18 protein-coding genes and 5 tRNA genes are annotated in these 24912 nt (G+C 36.5%); 11 read left to right on the top strand and 12 right to left on the bottom strand.

Going from position 1 to position 24912, the window contains the following annotated elements:
• Positions 1-79: 79 nt before the first annotated feature.
• The 5 genes from C8N37_RS07420 to C8N37_RS07400 all read right to left on the bottom strand — a co-directional run bounded on the left by C8N37_RS07420 (position 80) and on the right by C8N37_RS07400 (position 637).
• A tRNA-Met gene (locus C8N37_RS07420) sits at positions 80-152 on the bottom strand.
• 49 nt (positions 153-201) lie between these two features.
• A tRNA-Met gene (locus tag C8N37_RS07415) sits at positions 202-274 on the bottom strand.
• A gap of 48 nt (positions 275-322) precedes the next feature.
• Positions 323-395: transfer RNA gene (locus tag C8N37_RS07410), tRNA-Met, on the bottom strand.
• 48 nt (positions 396-443) lie between these two features.
• A tRNA-Met gene (locus tag C8N37_RS07405) sits at positions 444-516 on the bottom strand.
• A 48-nt stretch (positions 517-564) separates the two neighbouring features.
• A tRNA-Met gene (locus tag C8N37_RS07400) sits at positions 565-637 on the bottom strand.
• A 115-nt stretch (positions 638-752) separates the two neighbouring features.
• On the opposite strand from C8N37_RS07400, the gene era reads away from it, so the two are divergent.
• The gene (gene era, locus C8N37_RS07395) at positions 753-1631 is read left to right on the top strand and encodes a GTPase Era (RefSeq protein ID WP_045756147.1); all 879 of its coding nucleotides are present in this window, start codon (positions 753-755) and stop codon (positions 1629-1631) included.
• Positions 1632-1712: 81 nt separating this feature from the next.
• On the opposite strand, the gene uvrC is transcribed toward era, so the two are convergent.
• Both uvrC and C8N37_RS07385 read right to left on the bottom strand, forming a co-directional pair.
• Positions 1713-3524, bottom strand: a complete 1812-nt coding sequence (uvrC, locus tag C8N37_RS07390; protein WP_108158295.1) for an excinuclease ABC subunit UvrC — start codon at positions 3522-3524, stop codon at positions 1713-1715.
• Between the two features lie 74 nt (positions 3525-3598).
• Positions 3599-5854: a transglycosylase domain-containing protein gene (locus C8N37_RS07385; protein WP_108158294.1), complete on the bottom strand. Its 2256-nt coding sequence runs from the start codon at positions 5852-5854 to the stop codon at positions 3599-3601.
• A gap of 441 nt (positions 5855-6295) precedes the next feature.
• Here C8N37_RS07385 and C8N37_RS07380 point away from each other — a divergent pair, with 441 nt between their 5' ends.
• A complete protein-coding gene (locus C8N37_RS07380) occupies positions 6296-7513 on the top strand; it encodes a TCR/Tet family MFS transporter (protein ID WP_108158293.1) in 1218 nt (405 codons plus the stop codon).
• Here C8N37_RS07380 and ispF read toward each other — a convergent pair.
• Complete coding sequence (gene ispF / locus C8N37_RS07375) at positions 7510-7989, bottom strand: 2-C-methyl-D-erythritol 2,4-cyclodiphosphate synthase (protein WP_108158441.1); 480 nt, start codon at positions 7987-7989, stop codon at positions 7510-7512. The two genes, C8N37_RS07380 and ispF, sit on opposite strands and share 4 nt — an antisense overlap.
• A 200-nt stretch (positions 7990-8189) precedes the next feature.
• Positions 8190-9014 (bottom strand): glycogen/starch synthase, encoded by an 825-nt coding sequence (locus C8N37_RS07370; RefSeq protein WP_108158292.1) that lies wholly within the window; start codon positions 9012-9014, stop codon positions 8190-8192.
• 151 nt (positions 9015-9165) lie between these two features.
• Here C8N37_RS07370 and panC point away from each other — a divergent pair, with 151 nt between their 5' ends.
• From panC to C8N37_RS07325, 9 genes are all read left to right on the top strand, one after another.
• Positions 9166-10011 (top strand): pantoate--beta-alanine ligase, encoded by an 846-nt coding sequence (gene panC / locus C8N37_RS07365; protein ID WP_108158291.1) that lies wholly within the window; start codon positions 9166-9168, stop codon positions 10009-10011.
• A 57-nt stretch (positions 10012-10068) separates the two neighbouring features.
• Positions 10069-10419 (top strand): aspartate 1-decarboxylase, encoded by a 351-nt coding sequence (gene panD, locus C8N37_RS07360; protein WP_094773256.1) that lies wholly within the window; start codon positions 10069-10071, stop codon positions 10417-10419.
• An 89-nt stretch (positions 10420-10508) separates the two neighbouring features.
• The gene (locus C8N37_RS07355) at positions 10509-10868 is read left to right on the top strand and encodes a hypothetical protein (protein WP_108158290.1); all 360 of its coding nucleotides are present in this window, start codon (positions 10509-10511) and stop codon (positions 10866-10868) included.
• Between the two features lie 237 nt (positions 10869-11105).
• Positions 11106-13433: a TonB-dependent receptor gene (locus C8N37_RS07350; protein WP_108158289.1), complete on the top strand. Its 2328-nt coding sequence runs from the start codon at positions 11106-11108 to the stop codon at positions 13431-13433.
• A gap of 19 nt (positions 13434-13452) precedes the next feature.
• Positions 13453-13920 (top strand): thioredoxin family protein, encoded by a 468-nt coding sequence (locus tag C8N37_RS07345; RefSeq protein ID WP_108158288.1) that lies wholly within the window; start codon positions 13453-13455, stop codon positions 13918-13920.
• Positions 13921-13993: 73 nt separating this feature from the next.
• Positions 13994-14671: an FKBP-type peptidyl-prolyl cis-trans isomerase gene (locus C8N37_RS07340; RefSeq protein ID WP_108158287.1), complete on the top strand. Its 678-nt coding sequence runs from the start codon at positions 13994-13996 to the stop codon at positions 14669-14671.
• A 345-nt stretch (positions 14672-15016) separates the two neighbouring features.
• Positions 15017-15592 (top strand): FKBP-type peptidyl-prolyl cis-trans isomerase, encoded by a 576-nt coding sequence (locus C8N37_RS07335; RefSeq protein WP_108158286.1) that lies wholly within the window; start codon positions 15017-15019, stop codon positions 15590-15592.
• A 159-nt stretch (positions 15593-15751) separates the two neighbouring features.
• Positions 15752-17392, top strand: coding sequence for an NAD+ synthase (locus C8N37_RS07330; protein WP_108158285.1), 1641 nt, complete (start codon positions 15752-15754; stop codon positions 17390-17392).
• A 72-nt stretch (positions 17393-17464) separates the two neighbouring features.
• Positions 17465-18025 (top strand): DUF4136 domain-containing protein, encoded by a 561-nt coding sequence (locus tag C8N37_RS07325; protein WP_108158284.1) that lies wholly within the window; start codon positions 17465-17467, stop codon positions 18023-18025.
• Between the two features lie 68 nt (positions 18026-18093).
• On the opposite strand, the gene C8N37_RS07320 is transcribed toward C8N37_RS07325, so the two are convergent.
• The 3 genes from C8N37_RS07320 to C8N37_RS07310 all read right to left on the bottom strand — a co-directional run bounded on the left by C8N37_RS07320 (position 18094) and on the right by C8N37_RS07310 (position 24535).
• Positions 18094-19131, bottom strand: a complete 1038-nt coding sequence (locus C8N37_RS07320) for a GntR family transcriptional regulator (RefSeq protein ID WP_108158283.1) — start codon at positions 19129-19131, stop codon at positions 18094-18096.
• A gap of 165 nt (positions 19132-19296) precedes the next feature.
• Entirely contained in the window at positions 19297-21369 is a 2073-nt protein-coding gene (locus C8N37_RS07315; RefSeq protein ID WP_108158282.1) for a RagB/SusD family nutrient uptake outer membrane protein, read from the bottom strand.
• A 37-nt stretch (positions 21370-21406) separates the two neighbouring features.
• Positions 21407-24535: a SusC/RagA family TonB-linked outer membrane protein gene (locus tag C8N37_RS07310; RefSeq protein ID WP_108158281.1), complete on the bottom strand. Its 3129-nt coding sequence runs from the start codon at positions 24533-24535 to the stop codon at positions 21407-21409.
• Positions 24536-24912 lie beyond the last annotated feature (377 nt).

The raw sequence follows: 24912 nt of genomic DNA, 5'->3' as shown, positions 1-24912 counted from the left end.
ATCGTAGATTTGAAAAATTTCGAATTAAAAAGGAGGCAAAAAGAAACCCCTTAGCTTTCGACTAAGGGGTTCTTTTAAGTAGCGGGAATCAGACTCGAACTGATGACCTTCGGGTTATGAGCCCGACGAGCTACCAACTGCTCCATCCCGCAATGTATTTTTAATATTTTGGAGTCTGTGTCTTTCAACAGACTCTTGTAGTAGCGGGAATCAGACTCGAACTGATGACCTTCGGGTTATGAGCCCGACGAGCTACCAACTGCTCCATCCCGCAATGTATTTTTAATATTTTGGAGTCCGTGTCTTCCAACGGACTCTTTAGTAGCGGGAATCAGACTCGAACTGATGACCTTCGGGTTATGAGCCCGACGAGCTACCAACTGCTCCATCCCGCAATGTATTTTTAATATTTTGGAGTCCGTGTCTTCCAACGGACCCTTTAGTAGCGGGAATCAGACTCGAACTGATGACCTTCGGGTTATGAGCCCGACGAGCTACCAACTGCTCCATCCCGCAATGTATTTTTAATATTTTGGAGTCTGTGTCTTTCAACGGACTCTTTAGTAGCGGGAATCAGACTCGAACTGATGACCTTCGGGTTATGAGCCCGACGAGCTACCAACTGCTCCATCCCGCAATATATTTTTTGGTCAATCTTACTTTTAAATACAAAAAAGCAAGATATCTTTACCTCCGAATTGGAGCACAAAGATATATTTTGTTTCTTTGTAATCCTAATTAAATTAAAAAAAATGTCGCATAAAGCAGGATTCGTAAGCATCATCGGTAAACCTAATGCAGGTAAGTCTACGCTAATGAACGCTTTAGTGGGTGAAAAGATGTCTATCATCACTCCTAAAGCTCAAACAACAAGACACCGCATTATTGGAATAGTGAATGATGAGGAGCACCAAATTGTCTTTTCAGACACACCAGGTATCATCAAACCAAACTATTCGCTACAAGAATCAATGATGAATTTTGTCCAAGGATCGCTAATCGATGCGGACATTATTTTATTTGTTACAGATATCAATGAAAAATATGATGAAAATGATGTTATCGAGAAATTGAAAAAAACAAGTTCTCCAGTAGCCGTTCTGATTAATAAAATTGATAAATCTAACGAAGCAGAAGTGATGGCTAAAGTAGAATTCTGGAAAGAAACGATCAATCCGGAAGTTATTTTTGCTGTATCAGCACTTCTTAATCACAATGTAACTGGTGTCATGGACTATATCAAGGAAAAACTTCCTGTACATGCCCCTTACTATGAGAAAGATGAATTAACAGATAAGTCGATGCGCTTCTTTGTTTCGGAAATGATTCGTGAAAAAATATTCAAACTGTATGACAAAGAAATTCCGTACAGTTCTGAGGTCATTGTCACTTCTTATAAAGAAGAACCAAAGATCACACGTATTGCCGCAGAGATCATCGTAGAACGCGATTCCCAAAAGAATATTATCATCGGTACAGGAGGTTCCATGATTAAAAAAGTGGGTACTTATGCTCGTCAAGATATTGAAGAATTTATTGGCAAAAAAGTATTCTTAGAAGTTTTTGTTAAGGTAATCCCAGATTGGAGAAGTAAAAAGAATTACTTAAAAAGATTCGGTTACGACGACTAAATCAGGATTATTTTTTTGATCAATTACGATTAAGAAGAAAAGCCTCTAAATTTTAGAGGCTTTTCTTCTTAATTGTAAATTTTAGTTCTGATCAATGCGATTAAAATAAGTTAAAAGAGCATGCAACTGTTTGAGGTTTAATAATTTTTTCAACTCTTCTTCTGGCGCCTCTTTAATCTTTTTTACAGACTTAAAAGTTGTCAATAGTTTCTCCACTGTAGTTTTTCCTATTCCAGGGATATCCTCCAATTCAGAAACAAAAGTCTTTCGACTACGTTGGTTCCTATGGAAAGTGATTCCGAATCGATGGGCTTCATCACGAAGGTGTTGTATAATTTTTAGTGTTTCCGATTTTTTATCCAAATATAGGGGATATTGATCACCTGGATAATACAATTCCTCTAATCTTTTGGCAATGCCAATGACAGTCACCTGTTTCTCTATCCCCAATAACTTTAAGCTTTTCATTGCAGCGCTTAACTGCCCCTTACCACCATCAATAATGATCAACTGAGGCAATCCTGTTGCTTCCTCTAAAACACGCTTATATCGCCTATATACTGCCTCTTCCATTGTAGCGAAATCATTAGGACCCACCACTGTCTTCACATTGAAGTGTCGATAATCTTTTTTTGATGGTTTTGCATCTTTAAATACCACTATGGCCGATACAGGATAACTACCCTGTATATTGGAATTATCAAAACATTCGATATGTTGGGGCAACACATTCAACCGCAGATCTTTCTTCATCTGCGTCAAGATACGATCAACTCTTACATCAGGATTTAGTTTCTCATAATGCAACAAGCGTTCTTTCTTAAAAAAAGCCACATTCTTCAGCGATAGATCCAATAATTTTCTCTTCTCGCCTAATTTTGGAACTGTAAATTTAATTTGATCATTTTCTTGAATATCCAATTCAAAAGGAACGATGATCTCTCTTGATAAACTTTTGAATCGATCTCGAATTTCAGGAATAGCCAAAGCTAGAAGTTCTTGTTCGGTCTCATCCAGCCGCCGTTTCATCTCAACGGTCTGTGTCTGGATGATAACACCATTCATTACTTTTAAGTAATTGACAAAAGCATAGCTCTCGTCCGATGCAATGCTGAAGACATCTACATTCGTGATTGATGAATTGACAACGGTGGATTTACTTTGATAAAAATCCAATTTGTCCAATTTCATCTTGTAAGCATGTGCTTTTTCAAAATTCATTTCTGAAACAGCTGTTTGCATTTGCTCTTTAATCCGATTGGTGACAACCGAAATTTTACCATTCAAAATATCTTTTATATCGCTCAGATTTTGGTCATAATCCTCTTCAGACTGATAACCCTCACACGGTCCTTTACAATTTCCAATCTGATATTCGAGACAAATCTTAAATTTACCTCGAGCAATATTCTCTTGAGTTAATGCCAGATTACAAGTACGTAACGGGAATAAATCCCGGATGACATCCAGCACGATGTGCATCATCCCTATAGACGCATAAGGGCCATAATAGCGGGAACCATCTTTAATATGCTTGCGTGTCCAAAAAACTCGAGGAAAACGCTCATTTTTAATAACGATCCACGGATAGGTCTTATCATCTTTTAATAATACATTATACTTAGGCTTATGCTTCTTAATCAATGAATTCTCCAGCAACCAAGCATCAATCTCTGTATCTACAATCGTAAAAGCAATACGGTTGATCTGACGCACTAATACCCTTGTTTTACCGTTGTGTTGCGTTTCATTTACAAAATAAGAGCCTACCCGATTTCTGAGATCTTTGGCCTTACCGATATAAATCAATATATCCTGCTTATCAAAATACTGATAAACACCCGGTTTATGTGGAATTCTTTTGAGCTCTTCTTTATAATCAAACACGTTCATCTCCAATAAAATAAGCCAGATAACAAATTTCGAAAAACTCTATTACCTGGCTATATACCTATATTTAATATAATTTAAAAACCTAATCGATCATCATTTAAATTTGATTCAGAGCCCGTACTATCACTACCCGCGCTTCCGCCCCCACTCCAATATTTGGAGCAATCGACCACCCGAGTCAATCCTCCTTCAGGAAGTTCAAAATCTCCCTTTGTATAATTCAAGTTCTTATCAGCATAGATCTTCTGCATATACAATGCAAATACCGGCATAGCCGCCGCTGCACCCTGCCCATCCTGCATATTCGCAAAACTAATACCCCGATCCTCAGCACCAGTCCATACACCCGAAACCAATTCAGGTGTTATTCCGATAAACCAAGCATCTGAGTTATCATTTGTAGTACCTGTCTTTCCTCCAATCGGATTGGTTAAATGATATTTCCACTGAATTCTTCTAGCAGTACCTTTCGAAACGACAGACTTTAACATATCCACGATAATGTAAGCAGATTCACTATTTAATGCTTTGACCACTTTAGGAGCCTTTTCATAAATAGGTGTGCCATTTTTATCTTCAATTCTTAAAATTGCATTTGGCTCTATCCAAGTACCGTGATTCACAAAAGCAGAATAAGCGCCTACCATATCAAATACAGAAGCTTCATAAGCTCCAAGTGAAATGGAAGGATAATTAGGAACATCACTTGTAATCCCCATGCGCTTAGTCAAAGCTGCAACTGCCTCTGGCGTTACCTGATTAACAAGATATGCCGTGGCATAGTTTTGAGACAACGCTAGCGCATTTGCTAATGTTATTGGGTTTCCACCTTCAGCTGTTCCCCTTGGTGTCCAATTACCATAAGTTTGCTGATAATTTGGAATACTGTAACATGGAGAATATCCGTTATCAATTGCAACAGCATAAGTAAAAGGTTTTGCAGTCGACCCCACTTGGCGGGTACCCATTTTTACTTGATCATATTTATAATGTTCAAAATTAATGCCACCGATCCATGCTTTAATATGTCCCGTTTTTGGTTCCATAGACATCATGGCATTACGCAACATCAACTTATTATATCGGATTGAATCTAATGGAGTCATAACCGTATCAACAGAACCTTTCCAAGTAAAAATTGACATCGGTACTTTTTCCTTAAATGCTTTTTTAATTTCATCTTCAGAAAGCCCATTCTCTTTTAATATGCGATAACGTTCGGAACGTCTCATTCCTGTAGTCAACAACTTGACGTTAGCTCCTTTAAATGCATCTCTACTCTTCCACTGGGCATTAAATTTTACTTGCAATGATTTCATCCATTCTTTTTGGGCATCCTCCGCATATTGTTGCATCGACATATTGATCGTTGTATAAATCTTCAATCCATCGCGATCCAAGTCATAAGGAGTACCGTCAGATTTGGTAATAGAAAGTCTTGAAAACTCCTTTTTGATCTCTTCTTTCAATACTGCACGAAAATAAGGGGCTAAACCTTCGCCATAGTTTGCAATTTTCAACTGTAAACCTAGCGGCTTTGCCTGAGCAGCAGCCTCTTCCTCCAAAGAAATAAAGTTAGCTTTATTCATATTGTCCAAAACCGTATTTCTACGTGACAATGCATTTTTAGGATATCGAACAGGAGAATAAACACCAGGACCTTTAAGCATTCCGACTAATAATGCTGCTTGATCAGCAGTAAGTTTATCTGGAGTAGTATTGAAATAGGTACGTGCAGCAGACTTAATACCAAAAGTATTATAGGCTCCAAAATCTACCGTATTAAAATACATCGTTATAATCTCTTCTTTTGTATAATTACGCTCTAATCGAACAGCAGTAATCCATTCTTGAAATTTTTGGATAATACGTTTAGGAGCACTTTTAGCCCGGCCATCTGAAAATAAATTGAGCGCCAATTGTTGGGTAATGGTACTACCACCTTGTTTATTTCCTGTCAATGTGTGGAAAATAACCGTAAATGTTCGCGTATAATCAATCCCGGAGTGATCATAGAAACGTTTATCCTCTGTTGAAATCAGTGCCTGCACTAAATAAGGTGATAGTTCACTATATTTTACATTAGATCTATTCTGAATATAATAGGTCCCTAAAACCTTATTATCTTCAGTAATGACTTCAGAAGCTAAATTGCTTTTAGGATTTTCTAAATCGCTAAAAGATGGCAATTTACCAAATAACCCCATGCGTACACTAAATATAAATAGAAATCCAAAAGCTATTATTCCAATAATAAATTTCCAGAAATTACGTGTATACCGCTTGATGTCCTCTGGTTGCAGTTGGTTTTTTTTTGATTCTCTCTTCATTGAACCTTATTCTTTCTCGATTTGATCGTTATAAATATGATAACATAATTCTTCGCTACAACATCAGATAATGTGCCAAAGATTATATGCATGACAACAAAGATATTACAAATATTTTGAGGAATCTTCATTCGAAACAACATCCGTAAAAAAAAACCTAAAAAAGAATCATTAACGACTAATAAGATATCTTGAAATCTTTTCAAATTCGTTGCTATTCAATTCCATATCGTACCATTTAACAAGACTATAGGATAAAAACAAACTATTCAAATTACCGATTTACAATTTTGAATACCATTAAAGCTTGGTATTTGAGAAATTTAGTTTAGATTTAAAAACAAATCTCTTGACCATCATCACCATGATACGTCAACCTGATTATTAATTTTATTATCGCGTCATTAATATTTTAAGAGATTAAAACAAAATGCATTAAATATGTCTGTTAGTACTTCAAAAAGTTTATTTTTTATTTTTTTGACCGTTTTAATTGATGTCATCGGATTGGGTATTATTATCCCAGTAATGCCCAAATTAATTGAAGAATTAATTGGAGGAACCTTGAGTGATGCATCTCGTTATGGCGGATTACTCATGTTCTGCTATGCACTGACACAGTTCTTTTTTGCCTCTGTATTGGGCAATTTAAGTGATCGATTTGGCAGAAGACCTATTCTACTGATTTCACTGTTAGGTTTCTCTATCAACTATTTGTTAATGGGTCTAGCACCAACTATTCTTTGGTTATTTATAGGTCGATTTATTGCTGGTATTACTGGTGCAAGTTACACCGTTGCTGCAGCATTTATCGCCGATATTAGTTCACAGGAAAAGAAAGCTCAAAATTTTGGTTTACTAGGGGCTGCTTTTGGTTTAGGATTTATAGTAGGACCATTATTAGGAGGATTATTAGGGCATTATGGTGCCAGAATTCCATTTTATGCCGCGGCAATATTAAGTTTTCTCAACTTTTTATATGGTTATTTTTTAATTCCTGAATCACTTCAAAAAGATAATCGGAGACCATTTAAGTGGAAAAATGCCAATCCAGTTGGTGCTTTCAAACAATTGGCCAAATATCCTCATTTGAAACAGCTCTTTTTCTGTATTTTTTTAATCAATGTTTCAGCGCATGCAGTACAAAGTACCTGGTCTTATTATACCATGGAAAGATATCAATGGGATGAAAGGATGGTCGGTATATCTTTAGGATTTGTTGGTGCGTTAGTTGCCCTCGTTCAAGCGGGTCTTATTCGCATCATTATTCCCAAACTTGGTTTAGAAAAGAGTATTTTAATTGGTTCTGGCCTTTATATGATTTCCATGCCATTAATGGGGCTGGCCTTTGCTCCTTGGCTGATTTTTTTGGCTATTGTACCTTATGTATTTGCTGGAATAGCCGGTCCTGCCATCCAGAGTCTCATCTCTAATGAAACACCTTCCAATGAGCAAGGGCAGATACAGGGTGGATTGACAAGTATCATCAGTTTAACAGCCATCATAGGCCCACCGGTCATGAGCTGGCTATTTGCTCATTTTACAGACAAAAAAGAAGCTCTCTATTTACCAGGAGCTCCTTTCTATCTCGGATTTATACTTACTGCAATCAGTTTTATCATCGCATGTTTCTTTTTTAAAAACAAAAAGAAACGTTAAGCTTTTTCAATCAAACAAACGGCATACGCGACTACGCCTTCTTCTCTGCCAATAAAACCCATTGTTTCATTGGTCGTTGCTTTAATGGAAATATCATCAACATCCAGACCTGATGCTGCTGCTATTTTTTCTTTCATCTGACCAATATAGGGTTTGATCTTAGGAGCTTCTAAGCATAACATAGCATCAATATTCCCTAAAGTATATCCCTTATCCGCAATCAATTTAATACAATGTTGTAATAAAACCAGACTGTTAATACCTTTCCACTGATCATCAGTATTGGGAAAATGATAGCCAATATCCTCTAAATTAGCCGCACCTAACAATGCGTCACAAATTGCATGTACCAAAACATCTGCATCAGAGTGCCCAAATGCACCTGCATGATGATCCAATTCAACTCCACCTACTATAAATGGGTGTCCTTCCTTTAATTGATGGACATCAAAGCCAAAACCAACTTTAATTTTCATAATATAGCTAAGGTAACATTTTAAATGATCATCCCTGCCATAAATTCCATCATAAAACAAATTTGCAACAAGCTCACCAGGTTGGTCATTTTTTATCATCCGGTATCTCACAAATGACATCATGATTTTTATTGCTCATAGCGGAAACAAAAAAAAGCGCCTAATTACTTAGACGCTTTTTTTTGTTTCCTATTTTTTCTTTAGACTGTTGACTCTTCTTCTACAGGAGCGAATTGATCAAACAAATCACTAAAAGCTTCATAGTCTTCATCACCATTCGGCTCAAATACCTGAACGCCTTTTTCTTTTGCGTATGCTAGAATTTCCGGATTAACACCTTCCTCAGCTACAACAGCTACATCTGTAAAATCCAATGCACCTTTATAGATGTTGACATAACTTCCGTCACCATAAGTAGCAACATCCTCTTTTGTCAATGCACCTTCAGGAGCAATCTCTCTGTATTTATCTCCTAAAGTACCTGAGAATTCTTCGTTATACAACGAATACATCACTTTGGCTCCCTTAAAAGTAGGATCATCTTTATATGTCGTCTTCAAATAAGCCGGCACTAATGCTGAAAACCATCCATGGCAATGTACCACATCAGGCGACCAGCCTAATTTTTTAACCGTCTCCAATGCCCCTTTACAGAAGAACACCGAACGCTCATTGTTGTCATTAAAAAATTCTCCATTCTCGTCACGAAAAACTTTTTTCCGCTGAAAATAGTCTTCATTATCCAAGAAGTAAACCTGCATACGTGCCGCAGGCAATGAAGCTACCTTAATGATTAGCGGATTGTCATTGTTATCCACCACAATGTTTAAGCCTGACAAACGAATCACCTCATGCAATCTATTTCTACGCTCATTAATATTACCAAAACGAGGCATAAGAATGCGGATTTCAAATCCTTTTTCTTGCATAGCCTGTGGCAATTGACGCGTAATTTCAGAAATTTTAGTTAATTCGAGGAAAGGCGACATCTCGTGGGTTATAAACAATATCTTCGTTTTTGCCATCTCCAGTTTTTATTTATTTTATTTTTATTAGAACAGTAAAATCGGTCTACAAAGATACGTAAAATATCCCGACAATACAATTCCTTACAAATCATCGTTTTATATTCACAAATATATTCCTCACATTTGCCCTGCATTAAAATTTCTAAAAGTGAGAATTTTCAAGACTAAAAAAGAGCTTCAAGATTACCTGGAAACAGCGCGAGTCAACCAGCAAAAAATAGCTCTTATCCCAACAATGGGTGCATTACATGCAGGACATATCTCGTTATTGAATTACGCTAAACCGTTGTCAGATATAACAGTTTGCAGTATTTTTGTCAACCCCACACAATTCAACGATCCCAAAGATTTAGAAAAATATCCCAGACCAATTGAGCAGGATATTGCCTTATTGGAAGCCGCTAATTGTACGATTCTATTTTTACCTACAGTAGAAGAAATGTATCCTGATCAAGATGAAAAATGGCATATCAACCTCCAAGGATTGGATGAAATCTGGGAAGGTAAAATGAGACCAGGACATTTTCAAGGAGTCACACAAGTCGTATATAAATTATTCAATTTAGTTCAACCTGATATCGCTTGTTTCGGTCAAAAAGATTTTCAACAAGTGATGGTTATTGAACAGATGATCAAAGAAAAAGCTTTACCGATCACCATTGCACTCTGTCCAATCATTAGAGATGACAATGGTCTTGCCCTAAGTTCTAGAAATACGCGCCTTTCTGAACAGGGAAAGCAACAGGCGCTGGCCTTGTTCAGAACACTTCAATTTATTAAGAATAATGTTCAGAAAATAGATTTGGCTGAATTGAAAAAAATGGCAACCAATCAGTTAGAAACTAGTGATGGTATCGCTTTAGAGTATCTAGCCATCTGCGAAACAACCACCTTACAGGAAGCTACAGGTATTGAAAATAATAAACAATATGTCGCTCTTGTTACCGCCAGAGTGGAAGATGTGCGCCTAATCGATAATATGATTTTGAATTAATTGTCACATTATACTTAATAGCTTTACATTTTTACAAGAAAAATCTAACTTTGCCACATGTTTATAGAGGTAATGAAATCTAAAATCCACCGTGTTCGGGTTACACAGGCCGAATTGAATTACGTTGGTAGTATTACAATTGATGAGGATTTAATGGATGCAGCAAATATTATTGCAAACGAAAAAGTTCAAATCGTTAACAATAACAATGGTGCACGTTTAGAAACATATGTTATTCCTGGCAAAAGAGCTTCTGGTACTATTTGTCTAAATGGAGCAGCAGCAAGACTGGTTCAGGTAGGTGATATTGTGATCATCATATCCTACGCACAAATGGAAATGGAAGAAGCGAAAAAACATATTCCAAGCTTAGTTTTTCCGGATGATAACAATCAACTTATAAAATAATCTGATAAAAATAAACTTTCAATAGAAAGCTACGTTTATTTTCAATAATTTAGCACTCGTATAAATCGAGTGCTTTTTTTATTAGCGACATGTCATATAAAATAAATATCAGAAAGATCTTAGCGTCCATGCAACTTGCATTGATCAGCTTGATCATTATTTCTGGTGTTATTTTTATGCACAAAGAAGTCAAGTCAAACGGCGAGATTGTGATGCACAATCACCCTTATGATTTTACAGACGATCAACCCCGACAGCAAGAATCCGATGATCAAATTGATTTTCTAAATGTTGTCTATTATCAAAATTTTGTTCAAAGTGAATTTATAGTTTTTGAAGATCCAATTCGAACTATCTTTCACGTTTACAGTTATCAGGTCTACACACCTCTTTTTACAAATTGTGTCGTCGACTATGCTTTCCTTCGAGGTCCTCCCCCATTAGTTTAAAATATCATCCTGTTTTGCATTCGTCTAAATCTGAGAAGAATGCTACTCGTCGTGCAGTCGAAAGTCACATCGCGATCAGCTGTGCTATCTTAATTATTTTAAACAAAAAAAGTGAAAGTATCATGAGCTTCTTGCTCAAATTGACATTTATGATACTTGTGTTGCTATATGGCAACACAAGTATCATAAATAGCCTAGCTCATGATCAATCTGCAACTATAAAAGACAAATATCCTCATGAAAAATATACAGCTATTGATTTGCTTTATGCTAATCAGTATATATACCTATGCACAACACACATTAAAAGGAAAAATCAGCAACCATGAAGGGAAAGCTATTTCAGGAGCAACCATCAGTCTGGAAAACGGGACTCATACAACAGTATCTGATACAAGCGGAAATTTTGAATTACAGAAAATTACCAGCCACAGACAAAGTATACAAATAAGTGCTATAGGATACCAAACCTTAAAACAAACGATACTGCCTTCTGATACAACCATACAATTTAAATTAAATACGGACAATCTACATCTCAATGAAGTTGTTGTCAGCGCCACCCGCTATGGAGTAAGTAAAAAAGAAGCTCCGGTTATTGTACAAGTCTTAGGTCCTAAACTTTTTCAGGCAACACAGTCTGTCGCTATGTCTGAGACTTTAAACTATCAACCAGGAGTGCGCGTCGAAAACAACTGTCAAAACTGTGGCTTTTCACAGGTTCGCCTCAACGGTCTCGAAGGTGCTTATTCACAAATTTTGATCAACAGTCGTTCCGTATTCAGCGCTTTAAATAGTGTATATGGACTAGACCAACTTCCCACGAGTATGATCGACCGTATTGAAGTCGTTCGTAGTGGTGGTTCTGCACTATTTGGAGCAAATGCAATTGCCGGAACCATTAATATCATTACCAAAGATCCTGTTGAAAACGACTGGCAAATTAAATCCACCAATTCTTTAATCGGTGGCAGCAGCTGGGATAATACAATAGATTTCAACACCTCATATGTAGATGAAGACTTGAAAACCGGTGTTACCTTTTATGGTATGCATCGTAATCGTCAACCTTTTGACAAAAATAAAGATGGATTTTCAGAAATCACAAAACTAAATAATACGACTTTTGGTACTAAAGCTTTTTTCAAACCTTCCGATGTCAATAAAATAACCGTAGATTTTAGTACCATTCAGGAATTTAGAAGAGGAGGAGATCAATTTAACAAGGCGCCTCATTTTACAGCTATCACCGAACAGCTGGAAACAAGCTCCCTTATTGGAGGGATCACCTATGATCACTATCTGTCAGATTACAAACAGAAAATATCTGTTTACGCCTCGGGACAGAAAACAACCCGTAAAAGCTTTTATGGTGGACTGGGCGAAGCTCCAACAGCAACGGATAGTTTAAGAGCGGCAAATTCATATGGTGATACCGACGATGTATCGTTCGTAACGGGCACACAATATACCAATAATTTTGATGAAGATGTATTCACGGGTGGTATTGAGTTCAATTATAATAAAACAAATGATCAGATTCCAGGTTATCAACGCATTATTGACCAAAAAACAAAAGGAGTAGGTACCTATGCACAATACGAGTGGAAACCACTATCCTCTTTTAAAGCATTGATCGGTATGCGATATGACTATATTTTTGTGGATGGTAACTATCAATTGCAGCAGGTGGAACGGAGTAGTCAGAAAAATTTCGGATCATGGAATCCCCGTCTAACGATTTTGTACGATATCAATAACAACATTCAGTTTCGCGGAGGTTATGCACGTGGATTTCGTGCTCCACAAGCCTTTAATGAAGATATGCACGTCACTTCAATTGGTGGAAAACAGGTATTTGTATTAATCGGAGAAGATTTAAAAACGGAATATTCCAATGCCTATACAGGCTCATTCAATTTAAGCAGAAACTTTGGAAATACACAGACCAGTCTTTTAGTGGAAGGTTTCTACACGCAATTGAATAATCCTTTTACAACTGTTTTGAAATCCGAATCTAACGATATCATGATTGAAGAAATGCGAAACGGTACAGATGCATATGTATTTGGAACCAACGTGGAACTAAACATTGCTCCCTCAAGTATATTCAGTTTACAAGCAGGAGGAACAATCCAACGATCCAGATTCCAAGCGGCACAACTGATCGCAGAGGCCAAACCAGGTCAAGAAGCCATCATGTCTAAAGATTTTTTACGTACTCCGAATGTTTATGGCTACTTAAATGCCAATTGGAAAGCAACAGAGAAATTCGCTGTAGATGTTACTGGCGTATATACCGGTGATATGAAAATTTCGCATATACAACAAGAGATCATGACACTTAAAAATACGCATGATTTTATGGAATTAAATTTAAGATTGGGTTACACTTTTGCTATTCACAAAGATTTTAATCTCGAATTATTTGGAGGCGTACAGAATATGTTCAATGCCTTCCAAAAAGATTTTGACCGAGGGGCTAATCGTGATTCAAATTATATCTACGGTCCCACAAAACCACGTACAATAACTTTTGGTATTAAAATTGGTCATTTTCACTAATCCTCTTTATTAAAGAAAGATGAAATATTTGAACCAAATTATTTTATTGACAATGATTATCCTTTATCCGCTCAGCCATTATGGACAAGAGCGGATAATTTGGACTAATTTCCAACAATTAGATTCTTTATTAAGCGTAGCTCCAAGAGAAACGATCATTTTTATTCATACTGATTGGTGTAGCTATTGTAGAAAGATGGAAAAAGAGGTATTTACAAAAAAAGAAATCGCTGAACTGATTAATGATAGTTACTACCTGATTAAACTAGATGCTGAATCAGTCGAAGAAATTAATTTTGATCAACATACATGGAAACCTCAATCTTTCAAAAAGCAGACAGGAGTATATCATCCTTTAGCATCCATATTGTTAACCAATCAAAAGATGATTTTCCCCACAATTCTTCGTTATGACAAAACATTTAGATTAAAAAGTATAAAGCAAAAATATCTTAGCCCAAAAGAGTTAGCGAATTTTTTAAGATAATTTAACATCTCGCTGTAGCGAAACCGAAAAACACAACGTTTTAGTGGTAAAAAAAGATACAATTTAAAAAATTATGAAAAAAATTACTAAATTTTTAATGGCATTTTTATGTTTAGGGTTAATTTTTGCATCATGTAACAAAGATAACTTTGACTATGAGCAAGCTGAAAGAGAGCAAATTGAAAAAGCAAGATTAGAAAAAGTACGCAGAGATTCATTAAAAAGAATACAAGCCCCTTTATTAGAGCAATATGCAAAAACGAAATGGGGAGATAAAGCGAAATATTCTGATTCTACCGGAATTTGGTACATGGTGGAATTAGCTACCGGAAATGAAACACCTTATAAATATACAGGAAGCATTAGTTATTATGGTCCACAGTTGTCAGCTTGGTCAGCAACCTTAAATTTTAAAGGCGAATTAATGAATGGAACTGTATTTGATAAAAATACAGATGGAGTTCCGAAAAGTTATTCAAATATAAGTACAGCTATTGACACCTATGGAATAGCATGGATTTATGCATTCGTACCAACTATTATAAATATTCAAGGTAAAGATGAAAGATTTGACGGATTGTTACCTAAAGGATTACAAAAGAACGATAAAATTACCTTTATTTCACCTTCTTACCATACTTTTGACCAAACAGAATATACGAAAGGAAGTGAAAAAGTAACCGTTCCAAAAAACACTCCAGTAGTATATACTATTGAACTAAAAAGTATTGGAGCCGTTGGTGCTAATTAAAATACCAAAAGCATTCATTTTGATATCCTATTAAAATGAATGCTTTTATCTGTTAAAATTACCTTAAGAAAATTTCGCTTACTAAAACATAGAAAATTTGTGTGTGTATTATTGTTTTATAGATCTTATGATAAACAACTTATCGTTATTTAAAAAATTGTAATGAATAGCATCCAATTTCGTAAAACTTTTAAAATATTTTAATATTTGTACTGCCATTACAGTATATTTGATTAGTATCCGAAAAAATAATAGTTGAGTATAAAAGAGTTGACTATTTTGAGAAAGAACACAAGCATATATAATTAAAATATTTAAACAAGCATTATTTCAACAAATTAAAAAATGAAAAATAGACTGATACAATTCTTAGTTTTAGCGATCGCTGTAATCTCATTCGCATCATGCAACAAAAATGATGATAATTATTTTGATGCAAACAAGCAATTTGAACTTGACGCGCAAGCCATTAAAACTTTTGTAGATGCTAAACTTCCTGTAGCGGTTTTAGATAGTAATTCTGGAATCTGGTACCAAGTGATCGCTGAAGGAGATGGAGCATATGAATACAAATCAAAAGATTCAATCGTTTATGGAGAAACAAAGAAAGTTCCAGTAACTCCAAAAATTTCTGTCCGCTATACAGGTCAGCTACTTGACGGAACTGTATTTGATCAGAACCAATCTCAAGAAGGCATGACCGGATTTCTAACTCAATATATTCCTGCTTGGCAGATTGCTTTTTTTCCTAAAAAAATTGGAGATCTTAAAATCGGAGGGTTAACCGTTAAAGGCTTGTCTAAAGGGGCTAAAATCCGTATCATCACACCTTCATATTGGGCTTACGGAAATCTCTCTAATGGTAAAATACCAGCAAACTCGCCACTAGATTTCATGATTGAAGTTGTTGACATTAAATAAACACAAAACGATAACATATAGAAAAGGGATCTTTATCATGATAAGGATCCCTTTTTTATTCAAAATCAAAATAGAAAAATTACAATTCGATCAAAAGGTACCCTAAAAACTTCTTATCTTGCTCTCATATTCGTTTAGTACATTACATAACATCGTAAAATGAAAATAGCTTTAGCACAGTTAAACTATCATATCGGTAATTTCAGTTCCAATACTTCAAAAATTATTGCTGCTATTGAAAAGGCAAAAGCACAACAAGCTGAGATTATTGTTTTTTCGGAATTAGCAATTGGAGGATATCCGGCAAAAGATCTATTACAAAACGCAGCATTTTTAAATAACTGCCATGATTCGTTAACTGTTATTGCCTCACATTGTCAAGATATATTATGCATTATTGGAGCTCCTATACCTAATACCGATTCTGAAGGAAAAGCACTCTATAATGCTGCCGTTTGTTTGGAAAATGGTAAAATTATCCATATCAGTAAAAAAGGGCTTTTACCAGACTACGATGTTTTTGATGAATATCGTTATTTTGAACCCAATCGTCAATTCACTTGTTTGACGTATAAAAATACAAAAATAGCATTGACCATCTGTGAAGACTTGTGGGATGATGACCAAGGGAATAATTCATATGTAGGTGATCCTATGCAGGAGCTACTCCAAGAAAACCCCGATCTATTGATCAACATTGCTGCCTCACCATTTTCATATAGCCATTATCAAGATCGACTTGCCGTTTTAAGATCGCAGATAGCCAAAGCTAAACGTCCACTGATTTATGTCAACCAAGTTGGCGCTCATATGGATATCATTTTTGATGGAAGGTCATTGGCTATTGATGAAAACGGAGCAATTTGTTGTGAATTAAAAAAATTCGAAGAAGATTTACAGATTGTAGATTACAGCAATCAAACCATACAATCGACGACAACATATACCGAACCTCAAGATCAAGAAATAGCACTGATCCATGAAGCGCTATTATTAGGACTTCGCGATTATTTTCGTAAATCAGGTTTTAAGAAAGCGGTATTAGGTCTTTCTGGTGGTTTAGATTCCGCTTTAGTAGCGGCACTTGCTTGCGAAGCATTGGGAGCCGAAAATGTATTAGCAATATTACTTCCATCGATCTATTCTTCCGACCACTCCATTCAAGATGCATTAGATCTAGTCAAAAACACGAACTGTGCACATCATATTATTCCGATCAAAGATATTACGCAAGCTTTCGAAACGACTTTAGCTCCGTTTTTTGAAGGACAGCAACCTGGCATAGCAGAAGAAAATATTCAGGCCCGAACAAGAGGCACATTGCTGATGGCGATTTCAAATAAATTTGGACACATTGTTTTGAACACATCCAATAAAAGTGAGGCTGCTGTAGGGTATGGCACTTTGTACGGAGATATGGCGGGCTCCATTTCTGTCATCGGGGATGTATATAAATCTAAAGCCTATGACCTTGCCCGTTATATCAACCGCAATCAAGAAATAATTCCTGTCAATACAATTGATAAAGCGCCATCGGCAGAATTGAGACCTGACCAAAAAGATTCAGACTCATTGCCGCCCTATGACTTACTCGATCAAATACTATTTCAATACATGGAGAAACAGAAGTCAAAGGAAGAAATAATCGCACTGGGATTTGATGAAAGCACCGTAGAAAGGATCACCAAATTGGTCAATAATGCAGAATTTAAACGGTTTCAAGCCCCTCCCATTTTGCGTATAAGTCCTAAAGCTTTTGGTCCTGGTCGTTCTATGCCACTGGTTGCCGTTTATCAATAATTTTTTTAAACATTTTATTAAACCTTTAATAGATCTATTTGTCTAATTAAAAGAAAATTAACCCTATTGGTCATGAAAAAAATAATTTATTTCTTATTTGCAAGTCTAATTCTTGCTTCTTGCGCCTCTTATCAATACAATACGATGCGCGATGAGAAAATTGACTTCTCACAATATCGTACTTATGGGTGGCTACCACCTGTAGACTCACTATCAAAGTCATATTTTGATAATGATATTGCCCGCACAAATATTTTAGATGCAAGTAATAGCGAACTAAATGCAAAAGGACTTACTTATAGTAAGGACAATCCAGATTTGTTATTTCGCTATATAACAATTGTCAATAACAAAAGCCGCTTGGTATATGGTACTTCTTATGCGTGGGGTGGTCCTTGGAACTGGTACAGACCTTGGTTTTCACCTTACTACGGATATGCGAGCTACCCTGTTGCTAAAGAGCGCTACCGTTATGCTCACTTAATCGTAGAAGCCGTAGATCGTAAAACAAATAAAGTCGTATGGCAAGCACGTGGTTCAGGTGAAGTGAATAGTCCTGAAAAGGCAACGACCAATATTGCTAAAGTCGTTAAAGGAATATTCAAACAATACCCAATCTCTTCAAAAAAATAAGAGGATGATCATCATACTAAAAAAGCCATGATATCCATCATGGCTTTTTTTATTTAAAAAGGGTTAACTTAGATAGATGCCCTTATTTTAATATGAAAAGGCACCTCCACCCTTTCCTTTGATTTATTCTTAATCAGATCTGCCGCCATCCTTCCCATCATTTCAAAATCCGTAGATATAGTCGTGATACCATTTAATATAAATTTCTTTAGCGGAGTTTCATTATAGGAAATGATACCAACATCCTGGCCAATGATGAGCTTTTTTTGTAATACCTTATTCAGTAATTTGACCAAGTCATCTTCAATGATATTGATGTAACAGGTACCCACTGTTATCTTTTCTTTATTGAGTTCGGATACCAGTTCATGCTCAAAAGCATATTGCTGGCAAAATTTATAGAAACCTTTTATAATAGCTTTTGGAAAATCACTATAATCGGGGAACACCAATTTCAGCATCTTATATTTACTCAAGGCTTCATTCGCCTCTTCCAATGCTAAGTAAATATCTTGCTCATAATTTTCGTAAACAGCGGGAAAGTCTCCGGGGACATCATCGATAAATTTCCCTAATAACATCAATTTGTCCGTTGGAATCCGACGGATAATTTCTGGAGCTTTATCTCGTCCTTCTTTAAAATGTGGAAAAAGCACATAATAGTCATAGGTCTTAGTCAGATTTGCTAACAAATTCTTCAAATAAGAAAGGTCTGAATTGTACACAAACAAATCCAAATTGGCAAAGTCGCCCAGTTCTTTGGCAAATGAATCATAAACTATTTTTTTATGAACACTGAGTTTATTTAAGAATAATGCAATTTTACATTTGGATTGAACATCAATCTTATTGACATAATATCCTTTACCAGGATTAGATGCAATAATTTCATTCTTTTTTAAATAGCGATATGCTTTTTCAACCGTATCTCTAGATATTTCAAGATAAGCACTACACTCATTAATGGATGGCAGCATTTCATGCTTCTTGAGTACCTCATTCTTTACCGCATCAATGATGGTATTCGCAAGTTGTAGATATTTGGGAGTAGCTGAAAAATCACTAATTTCAAGTGTCTTTAAAAATTGAGAGGTTGAATTGGTCATTTTATAATTAAGATTAATGCCTAAAATAACGATTAATGAGCACAGATTTAAAAGAATATATCTTAAATTTTAAAAAGTAGATACTATGCGATGCCTCTAGACCTTAAAAGGTGAAAACAAAAAGACCTATCTTGATATCGATAGGTCTCTTGATTATGGTCACTATTAATATCCAGGGTTTTGCATAGCTTGTTTTTCAGCAGGTGAAAGTGCAGCTCCTGACTCATTGGTAATTGCATCCAAAAATGATTGTGGAATAGGTCTATAGTAATGGGTACTAGGATTGAAAGCCGTATTGCCTCTCACAAAACCGTCGTTAAATGCTTTCCATCGAGATTCCAATGTTTTGGTACGAGCCAGATCCTCCCAACGATAAAGTTCACCACAAAGCTCACGTGTGCGTTCATTGAGTAAAAAGCTCATCATTTTTTGTGCATTGGAAGTTGCTCCAATCTTTTCATATATAGGCTTATCAACAACAGAATTATAAATATCATTCACCGAATTAATCAATAGGTTAGAAGCTGTTTCACTTGTTGATACAGCCATATCATTATTCGATTCATAGTAGGAGTTTCTCTCCCAATAAATTGCTCCATCAGCAGAAAAACCACCTCCTTTTCCAACTGCATATGAATTATTTTTGTATGCTTGTCCACCATCTACATTTTTCGCACGATCTTCACCAGCTTTATAGCCAGCTCGAGCTCGAAGTTTATTTATCCATTGGATTGCATTAACATAATCTTCCTTACGGATATAAGCTTCAGCCACCATCAATACATCTTCTGCCGAGCGCGCCATGATCGCATCACGGGTTCCAAATTGTGAAGCAATATTTATCCGATAGCCATCTCTAAATTTAGATAAGGCGACCGATCTGGACTGCACCCCAAAATACCCATTATTACCATGAACACCTACCCATGCCTGAGGCTGCCCCTCAAAATAGCGAACAAAAGTATGCGTATTTTGCATCACACCATTTTTTAATACTCCTGTTGCATCACTAGCAACAGCCTTATAACGCGCATCCCCTGCGTTATTGACAATATATTTAATCGCCAATTCTCCACCTTTAAATCTCTTAGTTCCTGCCACGGTTCCTGCTGGACCTAGAGCTGCATTATTAGCGTTCCACAATGGAGCTCCATTAGTGTTGTTACTACCATACATGGTGATAAACGATTTCCAAAAACGCGAATCGTTTACACGGTCAAATACATCCATGGTGTAGTTTGTAGCTCGGGCATAAGAAAACTCACGTCCACCAGATATATCACGAGATGTCCCAGCTAAATCCTGATAAACAGCAGGGTAGTACAGATGCATTTGATTACCATATCGACCCCAAGTCGCCTGATCGTCCGAAAACTGTGCAGACAACACCACCTCTGAAACTTTCTCATTGGCACCATTTGCTCTCTGATAATCCCAAAGTTTGACATAATCATCTACTAAAGGATGTGCATTAACAACCTCTGAACTGTACTTGATAACCGCATCCAAATCAGCAGCAACAAATGAAGCATTCCAACCCGCATATAATTCACTAGCACGTGTTAATTGTGCTTTTGATAAGTAATGCGCCGCAGCCCATTTGGTCACACGACCAAATTCAGTCGCAGATGGAGGTAGTAAATCATAAGCTTGTTTCAAATCTGAAACAATTTGTAAAAAACACTCTTCTTCTGTAGCACGTTTAAAAAAAGTTTGAACTCCCTGAGATGGTGTCAATTTTAACGGAACAGCACCAAACTGTACAAGCAATTGTAAATAAAAATAACCACGCATAAAGTAACCTTCTCCCAAACGCGTATTATAGTTAGAACTGGACTTATCGTAATAAAGTGGAACATTTTGAATCAACGTATTGGCAGATTCAATACCACTGTACATATTGTCAAAGACAGGAGCAATATTACTTCCTCCATAAGTTGATTCTGCAGGATTCAGATCCATACTATAACTATTGAAACTTGGCGAGGGATTGTTGGCATCCGTAAATTCGTCAACACCCAAATTAAAAAGACCCATAGCCCATGTATAATTAAACTTAAACTTCAGTTTAGAATAAACACCAATGGACAAATCATCAAGACCTTTTTCGGTCTTAAAATAATCCGTATCTGGAATAGTAATCTGTTCTTCATTCAGAAATTTCTTACTGCAGCTATTCAAAACGAATAATCCAGCAGCTCCCAACAGGGAAGCAAGTAATATCTTATAATTTTTCATTTTCTTTTTTTCTATAAAATGTAATACGTTCATATCATTAGAAGCCAATATTAACACCTATTACTGCCCCTCTTGTCGTAATAGCAGATCCAGCCTGCACCGTATTGTTATTGTACGTCGATAAATCAGGATCTAAAAAGTCAATTTTTGAATATAACATGGCTGGATTCATCACTTGACCATACACCTTAAAATTACTGATCCCCAATTTTTTCAATTTTTCTGCTGGGAAATTATAACCAAAACTTATATTTCTCAATTTGACAAATGAGCCATCGCGGTAGTTCATGGACGAATTGTTCGGATCTGCAGCCTCACCATTGATACCGGGTTGATAATATTCAGCATCTTCATTGATTTGAGGAATAAAATAATCGAGTTTTCGCATCATGAAACGTCCTCCCAATGTTTCTGCTCCTGCGTTGATGGTCTGCCCCCAACGTGAATAAATAAAAAATGACAATTCAAAGTTTTTGTAATTGAAGGTATTGGAGATTCCACCAGACCATTTGGGACGATAAGATCCTAAAACCTGACGATCATAATTACGATCGATTTTACCATCAGGCACACCATCTGAGCCACTTAGATCCTTCACCCGAATTTGTCCAGGTTTTGCACCATATTTTTTAGCCTCTTCCTCTTCCTCTGTTTTCCAAATTCCATCATATACCAGATCATAGGGTACTGAAATCTCTTGTCCCACGATCCAATTATTTGTTAGATCTTCGGTTCTTCCATTGGCCAATTCCACCACTTTATTTTTATCCTTTGACCAGGTAATCGATGTCATCCATTGAAAATTTTCTTTTTTAATATTCACCGTATTAATTTGTAGATCGATACCCCAACCTTCCGTTTTACCAACATTCGCAAAAGTTGTTGTATATCCCAAAATGGAAGGTATACTCATAACTTGCAATAAATCGTTTGTTTTTGTCTTATAGATGTCAAATGCTCCACTAATCCGATTTTGGAAGAAACCATAATCTAAGCCTAAATTATATTGTGTGGTACGCTCCCATCCCAACTCTGGATTCGCCATTTTCTGAGGGTTAGCTGCTGATGGATCCGAAGCGACATATCCTGGGGTAGAGTTTGTCGAACTCCAATTATAAAAATTCTGAGTTAATAAACCCTTTGTCTGGTAAGGACCTATTGCGGAGTTTCCCACAACACCAATTCCCAAACGTACTTTTAACGTATTGACAAAAGAGACATCCTTCATAAACTGCTCTTGATCGATACGCCATGAAGCTGCAACTGAAGGAAAGGATTGCCATTGATGGCCTGGAGCCAAGACAGATGCGCCATCCCAACGAACAAATGCGCTTAGCATATAGCGGTCTTTATAAGAATAATTCAGACGAGCCATATAAGAATTCATCTGCTCTTCCGATAATCCGGTGCCATATGACCCAATAAAACCTCCAGAAGATATATTGTACCACAATTCTTCTGCACTATATACATCTGTAGCTTTCATATTTGAATTTTCAGTATTTCGAGCCGTGGAGGATTGCAATAAAGTAACGCCCAAATGATGATCCGTTCCAAAATCACGGTCATAATAAATTAAATTATCTAATGTCCAAGCCAGATTCCGATTAGTAGAATAAGTAACCGCATTATTGCCATCACCGTTTATTCCATCTGCAGCATTGGCCAAACCTAGACGATAATAGCGAAACTCAGGACCAAATTGCATCCTGTAGCGTAAGCCTTTTAATGGAGCATAGATCTGACCGAGATCAAGTTGACCGAAGAAACTTCCATTAGCTCCAAAAGTTTGTCGCTGATTGGTATTGTATTCTAATTCGTTAATTGGATTAATGATATTAATATCACCTGCAGCAGGATTACGCAGATATTTACCTTGCTCATCATAGGGTACTGTCCAAGGTAACATACCACGTAGAGCACTGTAGTAATCCCCCGCTCCTGTCACAGACTTTGAAAAGTTATACCCATAATCTTGATCCGAGAAAAATGTATTGATGGATGCACCCATAGTAAACCACTTGGTCGGAGTCGCTTCAAAACTTACCTTAGAAGTATACCGATCAAATTTTTGTCCCGGCTGAGTGGCATCCTGTTTCAAATAACCAAAAGACCCATAACCCCTAGAATTTTCTCCACCACCAGCAATACTTAACGTATGTTCTGTGGACAATGCATTTTTTCTACCCGCATCAGCCCAATCGTAGTTTCCAACGAGGTCGGGATTCCATACCGTATTATTATTGGTCCAACCTTTGGCAATATTTTCCCATGAAGCCGCTACAGAACCCCATAAAGAAAAATCCTTGCTATAATCAGGAGTCGTCGTTTTGTTTTTTGCCAAACGTGCATAATCCAACCATTCTGCCGCATTCATATACTCCGTGACATCATACATTTTTTCCAAAGTAGCCGTTCCTGCATAGTTTAATGTCAGTCTGCCTTTTTTTCCTTGTTTTGTCGTCACTAGCACCACACCATTCGCACCGCGAGCTCCATATACTGCTGTTGAAGAGGCATCTTTTAAGACATCAATGGATTCAATATCGCTTGGGTTGATATTGTCAATACCACTTGCCTGCAGCACCATACCATCCACCACATATAATGGACTTTGATTTGCACTTAAGGAACGAACACCTCGGATTTGAATATTACCAGTTGTGCCAGGTCTTTGATTAGAAGTAATATCAACACCTGCCACTTTACCCTGCATGGCTTGTAAAGCATCTTTCACAGGCATTGCCTTTAATTCTTTTTCCCCAATACTCGCAATAGCTCCAGTTAAATCCTTTTTTTTCATGGTTCCATAGCCCACAACAACGACCTCATCCATGACATCAATTTTAGGCACTAAAATGATGTTAAATCGTGTTTGACTTCTCACAGCTATTTCTTGCGACTCATAGCCCACGCTTGAAACCACCAATAGATCTACAGGTGCGCCTGTGATCGTAAAATTTCCTTCAGCATTTGTTTTTGTTACAGCGGATTTTCCTTTTACCTGAATGGTAACCCCTTCAACGGGAGACCCCTTCTCATCATTGATCCTTCCACTCAATGTTGTTTGAGCATATAATTGAACAGTACTGTAGATGGATATCACGACCAGCAACAAGTACTTTTTTAAAACATGTTCAAACTCAATTTTGAAACTGCTTCTCATTTGGTTATAATTTAGATGTAATTAGATATTATTTCTATCGATTTTTTTATATAAAAAATCAGTATTAAGCAATGGTTACATAGAAAAGCTAAAGTGATTATTCCCTTGTCAACTACTGGTTACAGTTTCAACCAAGACCTTTCTAGATTTATAATGATGTATAAATGTAGAAGGATAAGATAAATTATCCATCCTGCTCAATCCTGCCAATTCTGTTCAGGATTATAAAAAAAGAGCCACCTTTTGCTTAAAAGGTGGCTCCCACATCAACAAGAGAGGTAATAATCAATAAACCAAGTAATTAACACTAAACAAAATGATAATAATACCTGATCTATACTAAAAACTAGAACCTCGCCAATACGAAACTCTTAGTC

Origin of the sequence: Sphingobacterium faecium, from assembly GCF_003054045.1 — a bacterium.
GTDB classification, from domain to species: domain Bacteria; phylum Bacteroidota; class Bacteroidia; order Sphingobacteriales; family Sphingobacteriaceae; genus Sphingobacterium; species Sphingobacterium faecium.
Note: the sequence above shows the minus strand (reverse complement) of the source record. Positions and strands in the feature narration are given on the sequence as shown.